We start from the raw sequence: 14828 nt of genomic DNA, 5'->3' as shown, positions 1-14828 counted from the left end.
GTGGTCTACCGGACGTCGGGGCGTACGGAGCTACAGGGTGGGAAATACATGCGCAAGGCATTCGTTCTGGCCGGAGCCGCAGCATTGATGCTGTCGTTCGCAGGGTCGGCCCAGGCCGATCCACTGCAGGATTTCATCGCTCCGCCGAGTGATCCCGATGCGTATCTCCCCACCTCACTCGGTGATCCATGGTTCGACCCGCCTGCCGGGTACGAGAACCAGCAGCCCGGCTCGGTACTGAACCGTCGCGACGTCGCGGTCACGCCGGAGGCGTCGTCCGTGCAGTTGCTGTTCCGCTCCACCGACTCCAAGAACCGGCCCATCGCAGCGGCGACGACGGTACTGACGCCCACCGCGCCGTGGAACGGAGCCGGAGATCGTCCCGTCATCGCGTACAACGAGGCGACGGATTCGCTCGGAAATCAGTGCGCGCCGTCCTACACGTTGCCGCGGGGCAACAACAAGGAAATCGACCAGGTTCAAATTCTGCTCGACCGCGGCTACACGGTGGTCGTCACCGACTACCAGGGCCCTCGGCAGGCCTATTCGGCCGGCCTCGTCTCCGGGCACACCGTGCTCGACGGCCTTCGTGCCTCCCAGAGCGCGGGAGTGAGCGCGGATGCACCGATCGGTATCACCGGCTACTCCGGCGGTGCCATCGCCTCGGGTTGGGCGGCGCAGTTGGCCCCGGAGTACGCGCCCGAGCTGAACATCGCAGGCGTCGCGTTCGGCGGTCCGCCCACCGACTACAAAATTCTGCAGACCTCGTTGAACGGTCAGATCGGATCGGGCCTGTTCACTGCGGCGACGATCGGGTTGTCCCGGGAGTACCCGGAGATGCGGGAGCTCGCCAACGACAACGGGAAACGACTGGCGTTGGCGCAGAAGGATCAGTGCGTCGATGTGTTGTCGTATTCGGGACTGTTGATGTTGGACCAGCGAAACCTCTCCAACGTTCCTGATGTCTTCGCGCATCCGATCACCACGGCCGTCGTCGAGGAGAACCGCATGGGCCAGACGAAGCCCGACGCGCCGGTGTACATCTACCAGGGCGTGCAGGACTTCCTCATCCCCAAGGAGGGTGCCGAGGCCGTGCAGGACCAGTGGTGCGCTGCGGGAGCGTCGGTTCGCCTCGAATTGGTTCCCGGGGATCATTCGCTGGCGCAGACCAACGGTCGTCCCGGCGCATACGATTGGCTCGCGCAACGTCTCGCGGGAGAATCCACCTCCGGGTGCGAACGCGTGGTTCGCTGAAGACCGCTGATCAGAGGCTTGACCCTCACGCCACGGGAGGCAGCACTGTGTCCTTCGTGAGTGATTCGTCCGCGAACAGTTCGGTTGACGTCCAGGTCGGCATGCAGGTCGGCGCGGTCTCGAAGTTGGTGGGTGTCAGCGTCAGAACGCTGCATCACTACGACGAGATCGCGTTGGTGGTGCCGTCGGGCAGAACGCCGAAGGGCTACCGGACGTACTCGTCCGCCGATGTCGAACGGCTGCATCAGGTATTGACCTACCGCGAACTCGGGTTTCCGCTCGAGGTCATTGCCGCGTTGCTCGACGACCCAGCGGTCGACGCGTTGGCGCATCTACGTCGGCAACGGGACCTTCTGAACGAGCGGATCGATCACTTGCACGCAATGGCTGCGGCCGTGGACAAGATGATGGAGGCGAAAAAGATGGGTATGCAACTGACTCCCGAGGAGCAGCGCGAGATATTCGGCGACAACTGGCCCGGCGAGGACTACGCCGAGGAAGCCGAGCAACGCTGGGGCGAGACCGACGAATGGAAGCAGTCGCAGCAGCGGACGGCGTCGTTCACCAAGGACGATTGGAAGGCCGTCAAGGAAGAGACGGACCTCCTGGAAGCGGATCTCGCTGCCGCGTTGCAGCGGGGTGTCTCGCCGGATTCCACCGAGGCCGGGGCACTCGCCGAGCGTCATAGGGCATCGATCGAGCGGTACTACGACTGCGGTTACGAGATGCAGGTGAACCTGGCCGAGATGTACATCGCCGACGAGCGATTTGCCAAGCACTACAACGGTATTGCCTCAGGCTTGGCGCAGTACCTTCGTGATGTCATCGTCGCGAACGCTGCTCGGCAGGGTTGACGCGTCTCGATCCGCACCCCTTTTCGGAATTCGCACCTCCTGCAGAGGGTGCGGATTCCGACCCGGGGCGTAGATGTCCGGGCGAACGCTGCTGGTCAGGGTTGACGCGCGCCATCGCGGACCGCTCGTGTGGGGTCGATCCACCCCAGACTCCGTGCTTCTCATCCGAGTCGAGTGCGTGTTGCAGGCAGCGCGCGATCACGGGGCATCCATCGCACACGAGCTTCGCCTGCCGCTCGAGGTTTCTCAGCGAGTATCCCCGCAGCCCCAGGGGCGGGTAGAACATCGAGACCGGCATCGAGCGGCAGGCGGCATTCATCTGCCAATCCCAGTACTCTGAGAACGGTTGCAGTGCTTGCGCTTTCATCGTCGTGCCTGCTTCCTTCGGATCAGAGATTCAGCAGTCGGCGGGCGTTGCCGGATGTGGTCGCACGCCAGTTCTCGAGTCCGCCGTTCGCGGCACCGGCGTCGAGGGATCGCAGTTGCTCCTGTACGCCGGTAATCGGCGTGAAACAGTAATCGCTGCCGTACACCAGGCGATCAGGTCCGACAGTGGACAACAGCGCGGGCAGCTGCCGCGGGACCGGCGTACCGGCGAGGTCGAACCACAAGCGCTGCAGTACATCCGGCGTAGTCGGCGTTCCCAGACCGACCTGCGTTCGGAAGAAGTCGACCCGATCCGCCAGTAGCGGCAGAACTCCACCGCCGTGAGTGAACACCCAGCGGATGTTCGGGAATCGATCGACCACACCGAGCAGAATCAGGTCGACGACGGTTCGTGCTGTGTCGAAAAGGAATTCGATCATCGGAGCCGGTCGCCCGAGCGACACCGCTGCAGAATTCGGCGGCGACGTGGGATGCACGAACACGACTGCCGATCGCGCATCCAACGCGGCGAGCAGTGGCGTCAGTACGGCGTTGCCCAGGTACATTCCACCGGCGTTCGACATCACCGTCACGCCGTCGGCACCGAGCTGATCGAGAGCACGAACGGCTTCGATAGTCGAGTCGACGACGTTCGGAAGAGGCAGCGACGCAAAGAATCCCAGGCGTGGCCGCCCCTCGACAACTCCGGCCCCGAAATCGTTGACGCGGCGGGCTAGATCGGCGGCCTTGCCGTCGTCGCCGAAATGGACTCCGGGCGAGGACACGGAGAGCACGGCGTTGTCGATACCGCAGCCGTCCATCATCTGCAGGTGTTCGCCCACCGACCAGCTCGGCCACTTCGGCATGCCGTCGGGAAAAACGATGCCCGACGCGAGGGCTTCCCTCAGGTAGAAGTCGGGAACCATGTGCGAGTGGACATCGACAATCCCGCCGTTGCTCGAAGCGGGTGCTGCCGATGCTGTCGCAGACGGCAACGTCGAGAGGGCCACCCCGGAGATCGTCGCGGCACCCAGCGCGCCGAGCAGGGTCCTGCGATCGATCACAGTGCACGTCCTTCTCTCATCGCTTGAACTGACGCTATCGTCACATATGAGGGAATCCGCAGTCAACGGTGACTTGTACCAACTCTTGTGGGACTAGCATTGCGCGATGACCACCGAACGCACGACGCCCACCCCGCTGCAGTTTCTGGGCTATTCGTTCGGTCGCACGCTGCCCGAGTCCATGCAGGATTGGGTTCGTGAGGATCTGGTGGGTAACGGCGCGCAGGTCCGCTACCTCGCGCGGTTCACGGTGCCCGTCATCCCGCTGCTGCTGTTGTTCCTGCTGATCCCGGGGCCGCTGTGGATGTCGCTGGCGATGATGGCCTTGCTGTTCATCCCGTTGGTCTACTTCGCGATCGCCCTGATGAATGTCTATCGACGACATCGCTTGTTGATTCACGGCCTCGATCCGCAGTTGATCAATGCCAAGGCGCAGACCCGCGCCGACCGCACTCGCGACGACTACGAACGCCGTCACGGCCGCGGCTGATATCCGGACGATAGTCTGTGGCGCATGACGTCACCTGTGGAATTCAAGGCAACCGCTGATCTGGCCGACGAGATCGGTCCCGACATCCGCAGCTGCGACACCCAGTTCATCCAGTTCGGCAAGCACACCGAGTTCGCGGGGCCCATCACCACCATCCGCTGCTTCCAGGACAATCTGCTGGTGAAGCAAACGCTCAGCGAACCCGGCAACGGTGGTGTGCTGGTGGTCGACGGCGATGCCAGCGTTCACACTGCCCTCGTCGGCGACATCATCGCGGGCCGAGGCGTCACCAACGGCTGGGCCGGCGTCATCGTCAACGGTGCGGTGCGCGACTCCGCGATTCTGCGCACACTCGAGATCGGCGTCAAGGCCCTGGGAACCAACCCGCGCAAGAGCACTCAAACCGGCTCGGGTGAGAAGAACGTGCCGGTCAGCTTCGGCGGCGTCACGTTCAACCCGGGCGAGATCGTCTACAGCGACCACGACGGCGTCGTCGCGGTCTAGTGCCGGTCGGGGCGGCAGGGCTGATGCCTGCCGCCCCGATTCACTACTTCACGAACGCGAGCAGCGCGTCGTTCACTTCCTGGAAGTGCGTCCACAGCAGTCCGTGGGGAGCGCCCTCGACCTCGACGTACGTCGCCTCGGGGAACGCCTCGTGGAACGGACGGCCCGTCGAATCGATCGGCAGGATGTTGTCTGCGGTTCCGTGCAGGATCAGCGTGGGCTTGCCGGATTCACGAACCTTCGCAACATCGCCGCGGAAGTCCTCGAGCCAGGTCGGCACGACGGCGTAGGCCGCGACGGGCGCACTGGCTGCGGAAGTGGCGAAGTTCGCCCGCACCGTGGCCTCGCTGATACGGCTGCCGAGGTTCTCGTCGAGGTTGTAGAAATCCTTGTAGAAATTCTCGAACCAGGCGAAGCGATCCTCCCGAGCAGCGGTCTCGATGCCGTCGAACACCGACTGCGGAACGCCGGTCGAGTTGTCGTCGGTCTGCAGCAGGAACGGTTCGAGCGAGGCGAGGAATGCGAACTTCGCGACGCGATCCGTGCCGTATTTCGCGGCGTACCGAGCCAATTCGCCTGTGCCCATCGAGAATCCGACCAGGATGACATCACTGAGGTCCAGCTCGGTCAGTACCTTGTCCAGGTCCGAGGCGAAGGTGTCGTAGTCGTAGCCGACGGTGGGCTTGCTGGACTGGCCGAAGCCGCGGCGGTCGTAGGTGATGACGCGGTAGCCGGCGTCGAGCAGCGCCCGCGACTGACGTTCCCAGGAGTTGCCGTCGAGTGGGTAGCCGTGGATGAGCACGACCGGCTGACCGGTGCCGTGATCCTCGTAGTAGACCTCGACGGGGGTGGAGTTCTCGGTGTCAACCTTGATGTACGCCATGGTGTCGCCTTCCTTCGTGAGTGAAGTCCGACGCGGGAGAACGGTCGTTCTCACCGCGTGTGGACTACTGTAGAGAACGTTGGTTCTCTCGGCAAGGGGTAGACGATGACCAGTACGGAAACCGGACGGGCACAGGTGGTGAACGCCGCGGACGAATTGTTCTATGCGCGAGGCATTCAGGCTGTCGGCATGGACGAACTCCGCAGTAGTGCAGGCATCTCCCTCAAGCGCATGTACTCACTGTTTCCGTCGAAGACCGCCATCGTCGCCGAGGTGCTTCGTGGTCGCACACAGCAGTGGAACGACGGCATCGACGCCGAGGCCGCCGCGCACGAGTCCCCCCGAGACAAGCTGCTGTCGATCTTCGACTTCCTGGACCACTGGTTTCGCGAGGACGACTTCCGCGGGTGTGCCTTCATCAACTCCTTCGGCGAACTGGGTGCCACCATGCCGGAGGTAGCCGACGCCGCGCATCAGCACAAGAAGAACTTCATCGACTACGTCACCCGATTGGCCGTAGAAGCCGGCTGCGCGCCGGCCGTCGGGCTACAGATCGCGCTGCTCGCCGAGGGTGCTCAAACCACCGCGGCCATCACAGAGCTGGCCGAATCTGCCACTGCAGCAAAGGCTGCGGCGAAGGTTCTGCTCGATTCGAGTGCGGGGCAAATCGATCGCTGACCAGCATCGGCAATCACTGACATTTGACACTGAAATACGTCGTTCGACGGCGATAGCGTCGAAGACATGAGCAAGCTACGAATCCTCGCCGCCCTCACAGTCTCGACATCGCTGCTGGTCAGTGGATGCTCCTCCACCGACGAGCCGTCAGCGGTCAAGCCCACCACCACGCCGTCGAGCGGGAGCATCAGGATCGACGACGTTCAGGCCGCCTTGGACGCGATGGTCGACGCCGGATCCGTCGCCGCTGTTGCGCAGGTGCGCGACGGCGAGGATTCCTGGTCGGGAGCGGCCGGTCTGGTCGAACTCAATGGCACCGAGCCTGCCTCCGCCGAGAACCCGGTCCGCATCGCCAGCGTCACCAAGGCAATGGTTGCCGCAGTGGTGCTGCAACTCGTGGACGAGGGGAAGCTCGAGCTCGATCAGCAGGTCGACGAGCTGCTTCCCGGTTTGCTGCCCAGGCCGGTGACCGTTCGCCAACTACTCGATCACACCAGTGGTGTCCCGACTATCTCACCGGCTTCGACACAGCCGACCAGATCGCGGCCCGCGCAAACGACTCCGTCACCGATGACGAGTTGATCGCCCAGGCACTCGCCATGCCATGGACCACCGAACCTGGGTCCGAATTCGTCTACTCCAACACCAACTACGCCATTCTCGGACGCATCATTGCCGAGCAGGATGGCAAGACCATCGGACAGTCGTTGCAGGACAGGATCTTCGATCCACTGGACATGACCGCGACAACCTATCCCATCGACGCAGCGATCGCAGACAATGCCCTGCACGGCTACGTCCTGGAGAACGGGACGTACACCGATGTCACCGCCTTCGACGCGAGCATCTGGTCCTCGGGTGCTGCTGTCGTGTCCACGGTCGGCGATCTGAACACCTTCTTCCGTGGACTGTTCGACGGCACGCTGATCCCACAGAACCTGATCGACGAGATGCAGGTCGTGACGCCATCCACGTACGGACTCGGCCTGCTGCTGGGCGGGGACGCCTGCAACCCGGGATCGGCTGAACTCGTGTTCGGCAACCGCGGCAACGGCTTCGGCTACCGCACATATGCGTTCTCCAGCCCGGACGGACAGCGACAGGTCTCGCTGGCCTGGACCACTGCCGGCGCGAACCCGGCCGCCGATCCACTCGAACAGCCGGCCGCCGAAGCGTTGATCGCCGGACTCACCTCGACCTGCCCGGCGTAGCGGTTACAGCTCGCTCACCCAGCCGTGTACCTCGTCGCTGGTGAGCGCGGCCTGGTGACGCTTCCGTAGGGTGAGCGTCACCGGGCCGGTTTCCTTGGTTCCTATTGCGCGACCGTCGATTTCGTACACCGGGGCAACTCCCGCCGAGGTGCCGCAGACGAAGACCTCGTCGGCGATGTACAACTCGGTGAGATCGACGGTTCGCTCCTGAACGGTCAGCCCTTCTTCGCGCGCCAGGGTCAGAATGGTCCGACGATTGATGCCGTCGAGAATATCGCTGGTGACATCGGGAGTGACCAGCACTCCATTGCGGACGAGAAAGATGTTCGCGGCACTGAGTTCACAGACGTGACCGTTGATGTCGAGGAAGATGCAGTCGTCGAAGCCGCTGTCGATCGCATCCTGTTTGGCCAGAACGGAATTGACGTACGCTCCGTTCACCTTGGCGCGAGACGGAATCGCATTGTCGGGGATACGACGCCACACGCTCGTCTTCAGCCGCATACCATCTTGCGGGACAATGGGATTCGCGTCGTACAGGAAAATGGAGACGGTGGTGTGCAGACCACGTACCCGCGTTCCGGGAATCGGCTCGTCCACGTGGACGGTGGCGCGAACGTAGACCTCGGCAGTCGGAGCATTGGCGGCGATCACGTCGCGCGTTGCCTGTACGAACCTATCGAATGTCCACTCCGACGCGAAAGTGTCGATGCCGATGATCTTGCAGGACTCGACGAGGCGTCGATAGTGATCGAGCAAGCGGAACGCGGTACGCCGATCACCGTCCACCTGCACGGGGAACACGGTGTAGACACTGAGCCCATACAGGACGGCCGAGGTTGCGACCCCGAGCGTCGCCTCCTGCGCGTCCACCAAGCGATCGCCGAAATACACCTTCGAGTGTGGAAGAGCCATGCGGCGATGCTAGTCGCCCGGTGAGTCCGAGCGACAACGCTTTTACTTCTCTATGGTCGAGTACATGAGCGAACGCACCATACCGACCCGCACCCTGTGGAGCGACGGCCCCGAGGTGGGTGCCATCGGCTTGGGCTGCATGGGAATGACCTGGGCATACAAGGCCGACGATCGCACGGAGACGCCCGATCGCGTCATCGGGCACGCCTTGGATCTGGGTGTGAATTTCATCGACACGGCCGATGTGTACGGACCGTTCACCAATGAGGAGGTCGTCGGCAAGGTCATCGGCAGCCGACGCGACGAGGTGATACTCGCGACCAAGGGTGGTCTCGTCTCCCACGTCGGCGACGCCGGAGAGCCGATCATTTCGGGCCCCAACGGCAAACCGGAGCATCTACGTTCGGCAATCGACGATTCGCTACGCCGCCTGGGCGTCGACCACATCGATCTGTACTACCTGCACCGGCCCGATCCTGAGGTGGACGTGGAGGACAGCATCGGCGCGATGGCCGAGGCCGTGCAGGCCGGAAAGGTTCGCGCACTGGGCGTCTCGGAGTTCAGCGTCGAGCAGCTCGATCGTGCCCAGCAGGTGCACCCTGTTTCTGCGGTGCAGTCGGAGCTGTCGCTGTGGACGCGCGATCACCTCGCTACGTCGCTGGAGTGGACGCAGGACAACGGTGCGGCATTCGTTCCGTTCTCACCGTTGGGTCGCGGCTTCCTGACCGGCAACTTTCGCGGAACTACCCCCGCTGCAGACGATTTTCGAGCTCGGCTGCCACGCTTCAGTCAGGACAATCTCGACGCGAACCTCGTGATCGTCGACGCCATCGCAGCCGTCGCCGACGAGCTCGGTGCAACACCGGCGCAGGTGGCCTTGGCCTGGGTGTTGGCGCAGGGTGAGCACGTGGTCCCGATTCCCGGTACTCGACGCACCTCGCGTCTCGACGAGAACGCGGGTGCCGCGTCTCTGATGTTGAGCGCGGAGCACCTCGCCACACTCGACGCCCTGCCTGCCCCCGCCGGTGGCCGCTATTGAGATCGTTCGCGTCGACCCCGCTTCGGATCGGCAACTGGCCGAACAGATTCTCGCGATGCAGAAGGGATCGTATGCAGTCGAAGCGAGACTGATCGGCGACGACCGAATCCCGCTGCTGCACGAGTCGGTGGACGATCTGTGCGCTGCACAGGTCCACTGGGTCGTTGCTCGGGAGGGCGACGACATCCTCGGTGCTGCAGCGTGGTCCGAGACGGAGATCGACCGTCTGGTGGTGGCTCCCCACGCGCATCGACGAGGAATCGGACGGAGTTTGGTTGCGGTGATGCTGAAATCGATTGCCGGACACCATGTTCGGGTTGCCACCGGACGAGACAATCCACCGGCCCGCAGGTTGTACGAGTCCTTCGGCTTCGTGCACGCCGAGGATCAACAGGTACGGCCCGGGCTGTGGTTGGCGCGCTACGAACTCGTCCGCTGATCGGACTCAGAGGTTTTCGGTCGAGCCAAGAACCAGATCAGCGCGCCGGTGAACGGCATGAGCAAGACGAGCAGACACCACCAGAATGCGGCACCGCGCCGGCGGTGGGAAGTACGCAGAATCGATACCCACGCAACACCGACGAGCAACAGCCACACCACGAACGCGGCCGTCCAGGCGAGATCGAACGCTAACGGCAGCGTGGGGTTGCCGTCGCTGTTCATCGCCAACCCCCTTCGCCTCGAGGACCGAGCTTATCGCTTTCGCCCGGCGTTGGAATGCCACCATTGGACCCGATCTCGCTGCAGTGACCTGACGATGCCGCTAGCCTCACGTGCATGACTTCACTGAAAGGCGCATGAGCGACCGTCGCACGCTCGTCGTGCATATCTCGTCATCGGTGATCGGCGACGGTGAGATCGCCCCGCCGCAGGTGGGTGCGGTTCTGACCGGCGCACTCCGTTTCGTGGAGCTGCCCGATACCGAAGCGGATGTCGTAACGATATCGGCGAGCCTCGAACACTCCGGAAATCAACCGATCTTGCAATACACGGGCCAGAACTCCGCGCGGCGCTGGGAGTGGTCCGGGTTGTTGCGCGGCGACGGCTGGACTGCATCGTGGCGCGGGTTCACCCCCCGCACAGGCCGAGTCGAGCTGACCGGACGCTTCTACGGCGTCTTCGGTTATGACACCGAGGGCCGATTCCGCGGTCGAGTGACCCGCGCTCAGCTGGTGTCCGAGCGCTACAGGTCGATTCCAGGTGAGGGCTGGGTCATATGCCCTGGGTACCGTGCCACCCGCGACGTAGAGAAAGTCCGCCGAATCTTCGGCCATGAGTCGATGCGCGAGGACGGTGGCCCCATCGACCAGGAGAACAGCGTCATGGTCACTCTCGATCTCGACGACGTTCCACCTCTGCCGACTCGCCCGAGCATCGTGCCGGGCGACGTGGCCGCTGCCGGCGGCGTCACCTGGGTCCTCGACGCCGAATTGCCACTGGTCGTCAGCATCGATACGAAAGGGATTGCCACCGAACATGTTCTGCCGGACAACGTCGGTGACACCCGTTCCATCTGGGCCACCGATGCAGGGTGCTGGGTCGGCGGAGTGGATGGAATGTTCTGGTTTTCCCTCGGTCACGAAGCGGTTCGGATCGATTCCCTGCCCGCGCACGTCGGAGCCATCAACGACGACCGGCTACTGGTCTGCACCGGCGACCCTACGTGGCGCATCTACACACCCGGAAGCGGGTCCACCGACGTTGCGGCACTCGACGGCTACATCAATTCGATTGCTGCGGACCGTGATACCTGGATCGTCTGCGTTCAACCCCGTGGGGAATCAGTGGTACGTCTGGTGCGGGTGACGAGTGCAGGACACTCGACGATCGGACCCAGCATTCCGCAGCTGCCTCGCGGACACGGATATCCCTATCTTGCGGGCGATCCTGTGCGCTTGATTCGCGGTGTCGACGTCGCCGTCGTCGAACCGGATCTTGGCATCGCTGATGAGGAAGAAATGCTGGGCCGCAGTCAGTTTCACGGTGGACAACTCGGTGACTTCGCTTGGACGATAGGACATCCGCCCGATGGCACCTCGTCGACGGGTTGGTGGCCACTACCCGGCCCAGTGCAGTACGAACGAACCGAACAGTTCTGGTTGTTCACCGTCTACGACGCGTCGACCTTCACACCACTGACGAGTGTTCCGGTATTCGCAACCAGACCGAACGCCACCGTCGACGACGCTGGGCGAATGCGGGTCATCGCGCGTGGAGTCCGAGCACTTCGGCCCGACGACCCGGTGATGAGCTGGCCTGTGCATCTCGATATTGCCGAGATGCTCGACAACTCACGCTCGAGTCGGTTGTGAAGCTGACCGCTCGCTAGCGGAACCGATGTCTGATCTACCCTGTGGGACATGACTTCTGTTGGCGTTACGGTTGCACTTGCACTGTTCGCCATGTCCTGTTTTTCGATCGTCCGTGACCCCTTTCTGGGATTCGTGGCGAAGCTGGCATGGGTAGTCGTTGCGTTGATTCTGCCCATTGTCGGGCCGATCCTGTGGTTCGCCGTCGGCAAGCGCTATCCCCACGGACCGAACGGCGGCAACCGATAGCAGTTCAGTATGACGTTGCCTTTCGCAGGTCGATGTTCACCAGATGACTGACCTGATCGCGGAGCCACTCGACGGTCTGCTGCCCGGGCGCGGGCGTGTGGGCCAACAACGTCCAGCGAAGCCGGGTCTCCGGCCGTACATCGAACTGCAGCAGTAGATCCGGGACCGTCGGCCACGGCGAGCTCCACACGACGCGGTCGAACTCGCTGCTCTCGACAATCCGAGGCAACGACTGGTCGTGGAACATGACCGGCCAGGCGAATCCTCTGTTCAACGGATGCAGATCGGGACGCATCAACGCTTTCCAGACGACGCGTGCCGGCGGCGACAGTACTGCCGTCCTGCTCGCGAGAACCATCATGCGCTTACCGTACGCAGGGCACGACTCCGAAGCCCTACTATTTTCGCGTATGACCGGTGCGGCGGCTGCAAGGTACCGACGACAGGCAGAGCTGTGCCCTGATGGTGGTGTAGGTCGTCAGGCGGGTTGTCGTGGTTCTTCGTCGCCGGGGTCGTCGTGCTGGTCGGGTGGGTACAGGACTTCTTCGGGGTGGTGTGCGTGATTGATCAGGCCGCGGCGTTTGGGGTCCATCCCCACCGGTGGGTGCCACAGGGTGCGGCCTGGGTAGCGATGTCCTGCTGTGGTTTTGGTGGTGGCCCATGTGTTCGGTCCGGTGCCGACGAGTGCGTGGTGCATGTCGCAGCCGAAGGTCAATCCGTCGATGTCGGTGTAACCGCCGTCGACCCAGTCGGTCACGTGATGGGCTTGGCACCAGGTCGCGGGGCGGGTGCAGGAGGGGAAGCTGCAGCCACGGTCGCGGGCGATGAGCACGATGCGTTGGTCGGCGGAGGCGATGCGTTTCGATCGGCCGAGGTAGAGGGCTCTGCCGTCGTCGTCGAAGATGGTCAGGTAGTGGTGGGCGTGGGAGGCCATGCGGATGGCGTCGCGGATCGACACTCGTGATCCGGTGGCGGTCTTCGCGTATCCGCAGCCGGCTTCGAGGTCTTTCAGGGTCATGGTGACGATGGCGGTGACGGGCAGGCCTCGGTGGGTGCCGAGTGTGCCGGAGGCGAGGGTGTGTCGGAGCGCCAGTTTCAGGGCGTCGTGACGGCGTTCGTTCTGGGTGCGGACATCACGTGCGGCGGCGGCATCCCGCGCTGCGGTATCCGGCACCGCGGTATCCGGCACCGCAGTATTCGGTTCGTCGCTACCGGGGGCAGTGGGGTCCGGTGCATCGTCGGGGTCGGTGTCGGTTGCGTCGGTGTCGTCGGTGTCGTCGGTGTCGTCGGAACGACCTGGCTCTGTGCCGCAACCACAGTCGCGACGGTTACGTTCGTCGCCACAGTTGCCCTCATCGCAGCAGTTGTCATCGCAGCAGGCGCCGTCGCTGCCACAGTTGTTGCTGTGCCACAGTCCGGCATCACTGGAACCGGCATCGCTGGGCTCGGGCTTGGGCTCGGGCATGGGCGCTGTGCCGCTACCGTTCCCGCGACTCCTGCTCCCGCTCTTCTCGTCGCTGCCGCTGCTGGTCTCATCGCTGGTGGTCTCGTCGTGGACGACCGATGTCGGGTCGGCCGGGTTGTTCACCCCCGGCTTCGCGGCTTTGGAGAACAGGGCCTCGAGGTAAGCCCGCAACTCGGGGTCGACACAGAATTTGCCTTCCGACATGCCGTCGGCACCTTGTTCGCCGAGGTAGAAGAAGGCATCGCGTCGCTTGCGTGGCTTGGGCTTACCGTCCTCGTCCTCGTCCTCGTCCTCGTCGTGATCGCCGTCGGGGTTGAGGATCGAGTCCAGGTTCGCCACCAACGGCGCAAAATCGTCGGGCCGTCTGGTCGACGCGAAGCCCACCAACTGCTCCTCGGCGAGATCGCGGGTCTGCGGATCCACACTGGCAGGCAAGTGCTTGAAGAATTCGCGGATCATCTGCACGTGCTGGGCGTCGAGCAACCCGGCCCGTAATGCGTCGGCGGTGTGCGGCAGCAACGGCGGCAGAACCTCGCCCGACAGTGCGGTGCGATCCCCCAATTCGGCAGCCAGGCGTACTCGTGCGCCTGCTGTTCGTGGGGTGATCCTCAGCATCCATGCCACCGAGCACGGCACCGACCCGGGATACACATCGAGGCCGTGTTGAGCGATCAGCTCGTTGAGCCAGGTGTGCGAGTACGCGGTCACCGATCGGGTGAGCGTTTCCATCCGCTGGATCACCGCACGCCGGTCGGCGTTCGTCCACGACACCGACCCCTGCCCGGCCAACTCCGCGACCGCGGACTCCACACGATCGACCAACACCGATAGTTCGGGATCGGACACAACAGGAGCGGGCGGCACCGTCTCGATGCCGTCCACCCCTGATCCGCCGTCCCCCGAAAGCATGAACAGAATCTACCGCGACCCACCGACACACTTTCGAACACAATTGCGATTGCGCCAAGAAGGCAGTCGCCGGGCTCCGGACCAGAAACCTGTGCGATGACATTGGTAGAGAATGTCGACATGCCGACCCTCCCTGATCACCCGAGCGGAGTTCGCCGCTGGGTGATCTTCGCGGGGATACTTCCACTGGCCTGGTGGTGCCTCAGCCTGGCTGCGGGTGCACTGGGTATCGGTTACGACGCCGTCGGCGACGTTGTGAGCACCTGGAACATCACGACAGCAGCCGGATTGGTCCTTCTCATTCCAGCGGCCTTCTTTTCCATAAGCGGAGGCTTCGAGCTCACCTCACCTGACAATCTCCGTCACGGCCGTTGGTATGCGACCGTTGGATTGACTCTGACGATGGCCTTCTACCTGTTGATGTTGCTGAACTCGGTCGTCGCAAACTTCGGCGATTCAGTCCGTCGCGACCCGAGCAGTTGGAGCCCCGAATTGTCCTCGCTCGAACAGTGGGCGGTTGCGGCACCGTACGCAGTCTTCCTGATTCCGACAGTAGCGACGCTGACAGCGCTCTGGCGGGGGCGAAGCAAGCAGGCAGGATCCGTAACCTAGCCATTCTTCACCTGCGAGATGGGTCG

The 14828-nt window shown here is 63.4% G+C and carries 19 protein-coding genes; 12 read left to right on the top strand and 7 right to left on the bottom strand.

Features of this window, described 5'->3' with window-relative positions; translation table 11 throughout:
• Positions 1-48: 48 nt before the first annotated feature.
• On the top strand, positions 49-1254 hold the full coding sequence (locus AABD04_RS00755) for a lipase family protein (protein WP_341439865.1): 1206 nt from the start codon (positions 49-51) through the stop codon (positions 1252-1254).
• Between the two features lie 101 nt (positions 1255-1355).
• Positions 1356-2108 carry a MerR family transcriptional regulator gene (locus AABD04_RS00750; protein WP_341442911.1) on the top strand — a complete coding sequence of 251 codons (753 nt, stop codon included), beginning with the start codon at positions 1356-1358 and terminating at the stop codon, positions 2106-2108.
• Here AABD04_RS00750 and AABD04_RS00745 read toward each other — a convergent pair.
• Positions 2077-2427, bottom strand: a complete 351-nt coding sequence (locus AABD04_RS00745; protein ID WP_341442910.1) for a WhiB family transcriptional regulator — start codon at positions 2425-2427, stop codon at positions 2077-2079. The two genes, AABD04_RS00750 and AABD04_RS00745, sit on opposite strands and share 32 nt — an antisense overlap.
• 70 nt (positions 2428-2497) lie before the next feature.
• Positions 2498-3538 carry an amidohydrolase family protein gene (locus AABD04_RS00740; protein WP_341439864.1) on the bottom strand — a complete coding sequence of 347 codons (1041 nt, stop codon included), beginning with the start codon at positions 3536-3538 and terminating at the stop codon, positions 2498-2500.
• Between the two features lie 106 nt (positions 3539-3644).
• Here AABD04_RS00740 and AABD04_RS00735 point away from each other — a divergent pair, with 106 nt between their 5' ends.
• Both AABD04_RS00735 and rraA read left to right on the top strand, forming a co-directional pair.
• Positions 3645-4028 (top strand): DUF5313 family protein, encoded by a 384-nt coding sequence (locus tag AABD04_RS00735; RefSeq protein WP_243595820.1) that lies wholly within the window; start codon positions 3645-3647, stop codon positions 4026-4028.
• A gap of 24 nt (positions 4029-4052) precedes the next feature.
• Complete coding sequence (gene rraA, locus AABD04_RS00730) at positions 4053-4532, top strand: ribonuclease E activity regulator RraA (protein ID WP_094638506.1); 480 nt, start codon at positions 4053-4055, stop codon at positions 4530-4532.
• Positions 4533-4575: 43 nt separating this feature from the next.
• On the opposite strand, the gene AABD04_RS00725 is transcribed toward rraA, so the two are convergent.
• Positions 4576-5415: an alpha/beta fold hydrolase gene (locus tag AABD04_RS00725; RefSeq protein ID WP_341439863.1), complete on the bottom strand. Its 840-nt coding sequence runs from the start codon at positions 5413-5415 to the stop codon at positions 4576-4578.
• 105 nt (positions 5416-5520) lie between these two features.
• On the opposite strand from AABD04_RS00725, the gene AABD04_RS00720 reads away from it, so the two are divergent.
• From AABD04_RS00720 to AABD04_RS00710, 3 genes are all read left to right on the top strand, one after another.
• Entirely contained in the window at positions 5521-6093 is a 573-nt protein-coding gene (locus AABD04_RS00720; RefSeq protein WP_341439862.1) for a TetR/AcrR family transcriptional regulator, read from the top strand.
• Positions 6094-6159: 66 nt separating this feature from the next.
• Positions 6160-6675, top strand: a complete 516-nt coding sequence (locus tag AABD04_RS00715; RefSeq protein ID WP_341439861.1) for a serine hydrolase domain-containing protein — start codon at positions 6160-6162, stop codon at positions 6673-6675.
• Positions 6672-7304, top strand: a complete 633-nt coding sequence (locus AABD04_RS00710) for a serine hydrolase domain-containing protein (RefSeq protein ID WP_341439860.1) — start codon at positions 6672-6674, stop codon at positions 7302-7304. The genes AABD04_RS00715 and AABD04_RS00710 overlap by 4 nt, the downstream gene beginning before the upstream one ends.
• Positions 7305-7307: 3 nt before the next feature.
• Here the strand turns inward: AABD04_RS00710 and AABD04_RS00705 are convergent, their stop codons facing one another.
• Positions 7308-8219: an aminotransferase class IV gene (locus AABD04_RS00705; protein WP_341439859.1), complete on the bottom strand. Its 912-nt coding sequence runs from the start codon at positions 8217-8219 to the stop codon at positions 7308-7310.
• Positions 8220-8283: 64 nt separating this feature from the next.
• On the opposite strand from AABD04_RS00705, the gene AABD04_RS00700 reads away from it, so the two are divergent.
• Positions 8284-9258: an aldo/keto reductase gene (locus AABD04_RS00700; RefSeq protein ID WP_341439858.1), complete on the top strand. Its 975-nt coding sequence runs from the start codon at positions 8284-8286 to the stop codon at positions 9256-9258.
• A gap of 55 nt (positions 9259-9313) precedes the next feature.
• Positions 9314-9697, top strand: a complete 384-nt coding sequence (locus tag AABD04_RS00695; protein WP_341439857.1) for a GNAT family N-acetyltransferase — start codon at positions 9314-9316, stop codon at positions 9695-9697.
• Here the strand turns inward: AABD04_RS00695 and AABD04_RS00690 are convergent.
• A complete protein-coding gene (locus tag AABD04_RS00690; RefSeq protein ID WP_341439856.1) occupies positions 9679-9921 on the bottom strand; it encodes a PLDc N-terminal domain-containing protein in 243 nt (80 codons plus the stop codon). The two genes, AABD04_RS00695 and AABD04_RS00690, sit on opposite strands and share 19 nt — an antisense overlap.
• Positions 9922-10055: 134 nt before the next feature.
• Between AABD04_RS00690 and AABD04_RS00685 the strand changes: the two genes are divergently transcribed.
• Together AABD04_RS00685 and AABD04_RS00680 are read left to right on the top strand one after the other, a co-directional pair.
• Positions 10056-11570, top strand: coding sequence for a hypothetical protein (locus tag AABD04_RS00685; RefSeq protein ID WP_341439855.1), 1515 nt, complete (start codon positions 10056-10058; stop codon positions 11568-11570).
• A gap of 48 nt (positions 11571-11618) precedes the next feature.
• Entirely contained in the window at positions 11619-11816 is a 198-nt protein-coding gene (locus AABD04_RS00680) for a PLD nuclease N-terminal domain-containing protein (protein ID WP_341439854.1), read from the top strand.
• Between the two features lie 4 nt (positions 11817-11820).
• Here the strand turns inward: AABD04_RS00680 and AABD04_RS00675 are convergent, their stop codons facing one another.
• Entirely contained in the window at positions 11821-12177 is a 357-nt protein-coding gene (locus tag AABD04_RS00675; protein WP_341439853.1) for a hypothetical protein, read from the bottom strand.
• Between the two features lie 117 nt (positions 12178-12294).
• On the bottom strand, positions 12295-14190 hold the full coding sequence (locus AABD04_RS00670) for an HNH endonuclease signature motif containing protein (protein WP_341439852.1): 1896 nt from the start codon (positions 14188-14190) through the stop codon (positions 12295-12297).
• Positions 14191-14310: 120 nt separating this feature from the next.
• Between AABD04_RS00670 and AABD04_RS00665 the strand changes: the two genes are divergently transcribed.
• Entirely contained in the window at positions 14311-14802 is a 492-nt protein-coding gene (locus tag AABD04_RS00665) for a hypothetical protein (RefSeq protein ID WP_341439851.1), read from the top strand.
• The last annotated feature ends 26 nt before the right edge of the window (positions 14803-14828 follow it).

It is taken from the genome of Rhodococcoides navarretei, assembly GCF_038069675.1.
GTDB classification, from domain to species: domain Bacteria; phylum Actinomycetota; class Actinomycetes; order Mycobacteriales; family Mycobacteriaceae; genus Rhodococcoides; species Rhodococcoides navarretei.
This window is presented reverse-complemented; position numbering and strand designations above follow the sequence as displayed.

What these genes read in the sequence shown, in the direction of transcription:
- AABD04_RS00755 (WP_341439865.1), top strand. Translation starts at nt 49, where the DNA reads ATGCGCAAGGCATTCGTTCTGGCCGGAGCCGCAGCATTGATGCTGTCG.
- AABD04_RS00750 (WP_341442911.1), top strand. Translation starts at nt 1,356, where the DNA reads ATGCAGGTCGGCGCGGTCTCGAAGTTGGTGGGTGTCAGCGTCAGAACG.
- AABD04_RS00745 (WP_341442910.1), bottom strand. Translation starts at nt 2,427, where the DNA reads ATGAATGCCGCCTGCCGCTCGATGCCGGTCTCGATGTTCTACCCGCCC.
- AABD04_RS00735 (WP_243595820.1), top strand. Translation starts at nt 3,645, where the DNA reads ATGACCACCGAACGCACGACGCCCACCCCGCTGCAGTTTCTGGGCTAT.
- rraA (WP_094638506.1), top strand. Translation starts at nt 4,053, where the DNA reads ATGACGTCACCTGTGGAATTCAAGGCAACCGCTGATCTGGCCGACGAG.
- AABD04_RS00725 (WP_341439863.1), bottom strand. Translation starts at nt 5,415, where the DNA reads ATGGCGTACATCAAGGTTGACACCGAGAACTCCACCCCCGTCGAGGTC.
- AABD04_RS00720 (WP_341439862.1), top strand. Translation starts at nt 5,521, where the DNA reads ATGACCAGTACGGAAACCGGACGGGCACAGGTGGTGAACGCCGCGGAC.
- AABD04_RS00715 (WP_341439861.1), top strand. Translation starts at nt 6,160, where the DNA reads ATGAGCAAGCTACGAATCCTCGCCGCCCTCACAGTCTCGACATCGCTG.
- AABD04_RS00705 (WP_341439859.1), bottom strand. Translation starts at nt 8,219, where the DNA reads ATGGCTCTTCCACACTCGAAGGTGTATTTCGGCGATCGCTTGGTGGAC.
- AABD04_RS00700 (WP_341439858.1), top strand. Translation starts at nt 8,284, where the DNA reads ATGAGCGAACGCACCATACCGACCCGCACCCTGTGGAGCGACGGCCCC.
- AABD04_RS00695 (WP_341439857.1), top strand. Translation starts at nt 9,314, where the DNA reads ATGCAGAAGGGATCGTATGCAGTCGAAGCGAGACTGATCGGCGACGAC.
- AABD04_RS00690 (WP_341439856.1), bottom strand. Translation starts at nt 9,921, where the DNA reads ATGAACAGCGACGGCAACCCCACGCTGCCGTTAGCGTTCGATCTCGCC.
- AABD04_RS00685 (WP_341439855.1), top strand. Translation starts at nt 10,056, where the DNA reads ATGAGCGACCGTCGCACGCTCGTCGTGCATATCTCGTCATCGGTGATC.
- AABD04_RS00680 (WP_341439854.1), top strand. Translation starts at nt 11,619, where the DNA reads ATGACTTCTGTTGGCGTTACGGTTGCACTTGCACTGTTCGCCATGTCC.
- AABD04_RS00675 (WP_341439853.1), bottom strand. Translation starts at nt 12,177, where the DNA reads ATGATGGTTCTCGCGAGCAGGACGGCAGTACTGTCGCCGCCGGCACGC.
- AABD04_RS00670 (WP_341439852.1), bottom strand. Translation starts at nt 14,190, where the DNA reads ATGCTTTCGGGGGACGGCGGATCAGGGGTGGACGGCATCGAGACGGTG.
- AABD04_RS00665 (WP_341439851.1), top strand. Translation starts at nt 14,311, where the DNA reads ATGCCGACCCTCCCTGATCACCCGAGCGGAGTTCGCCGCTGGGTGATC.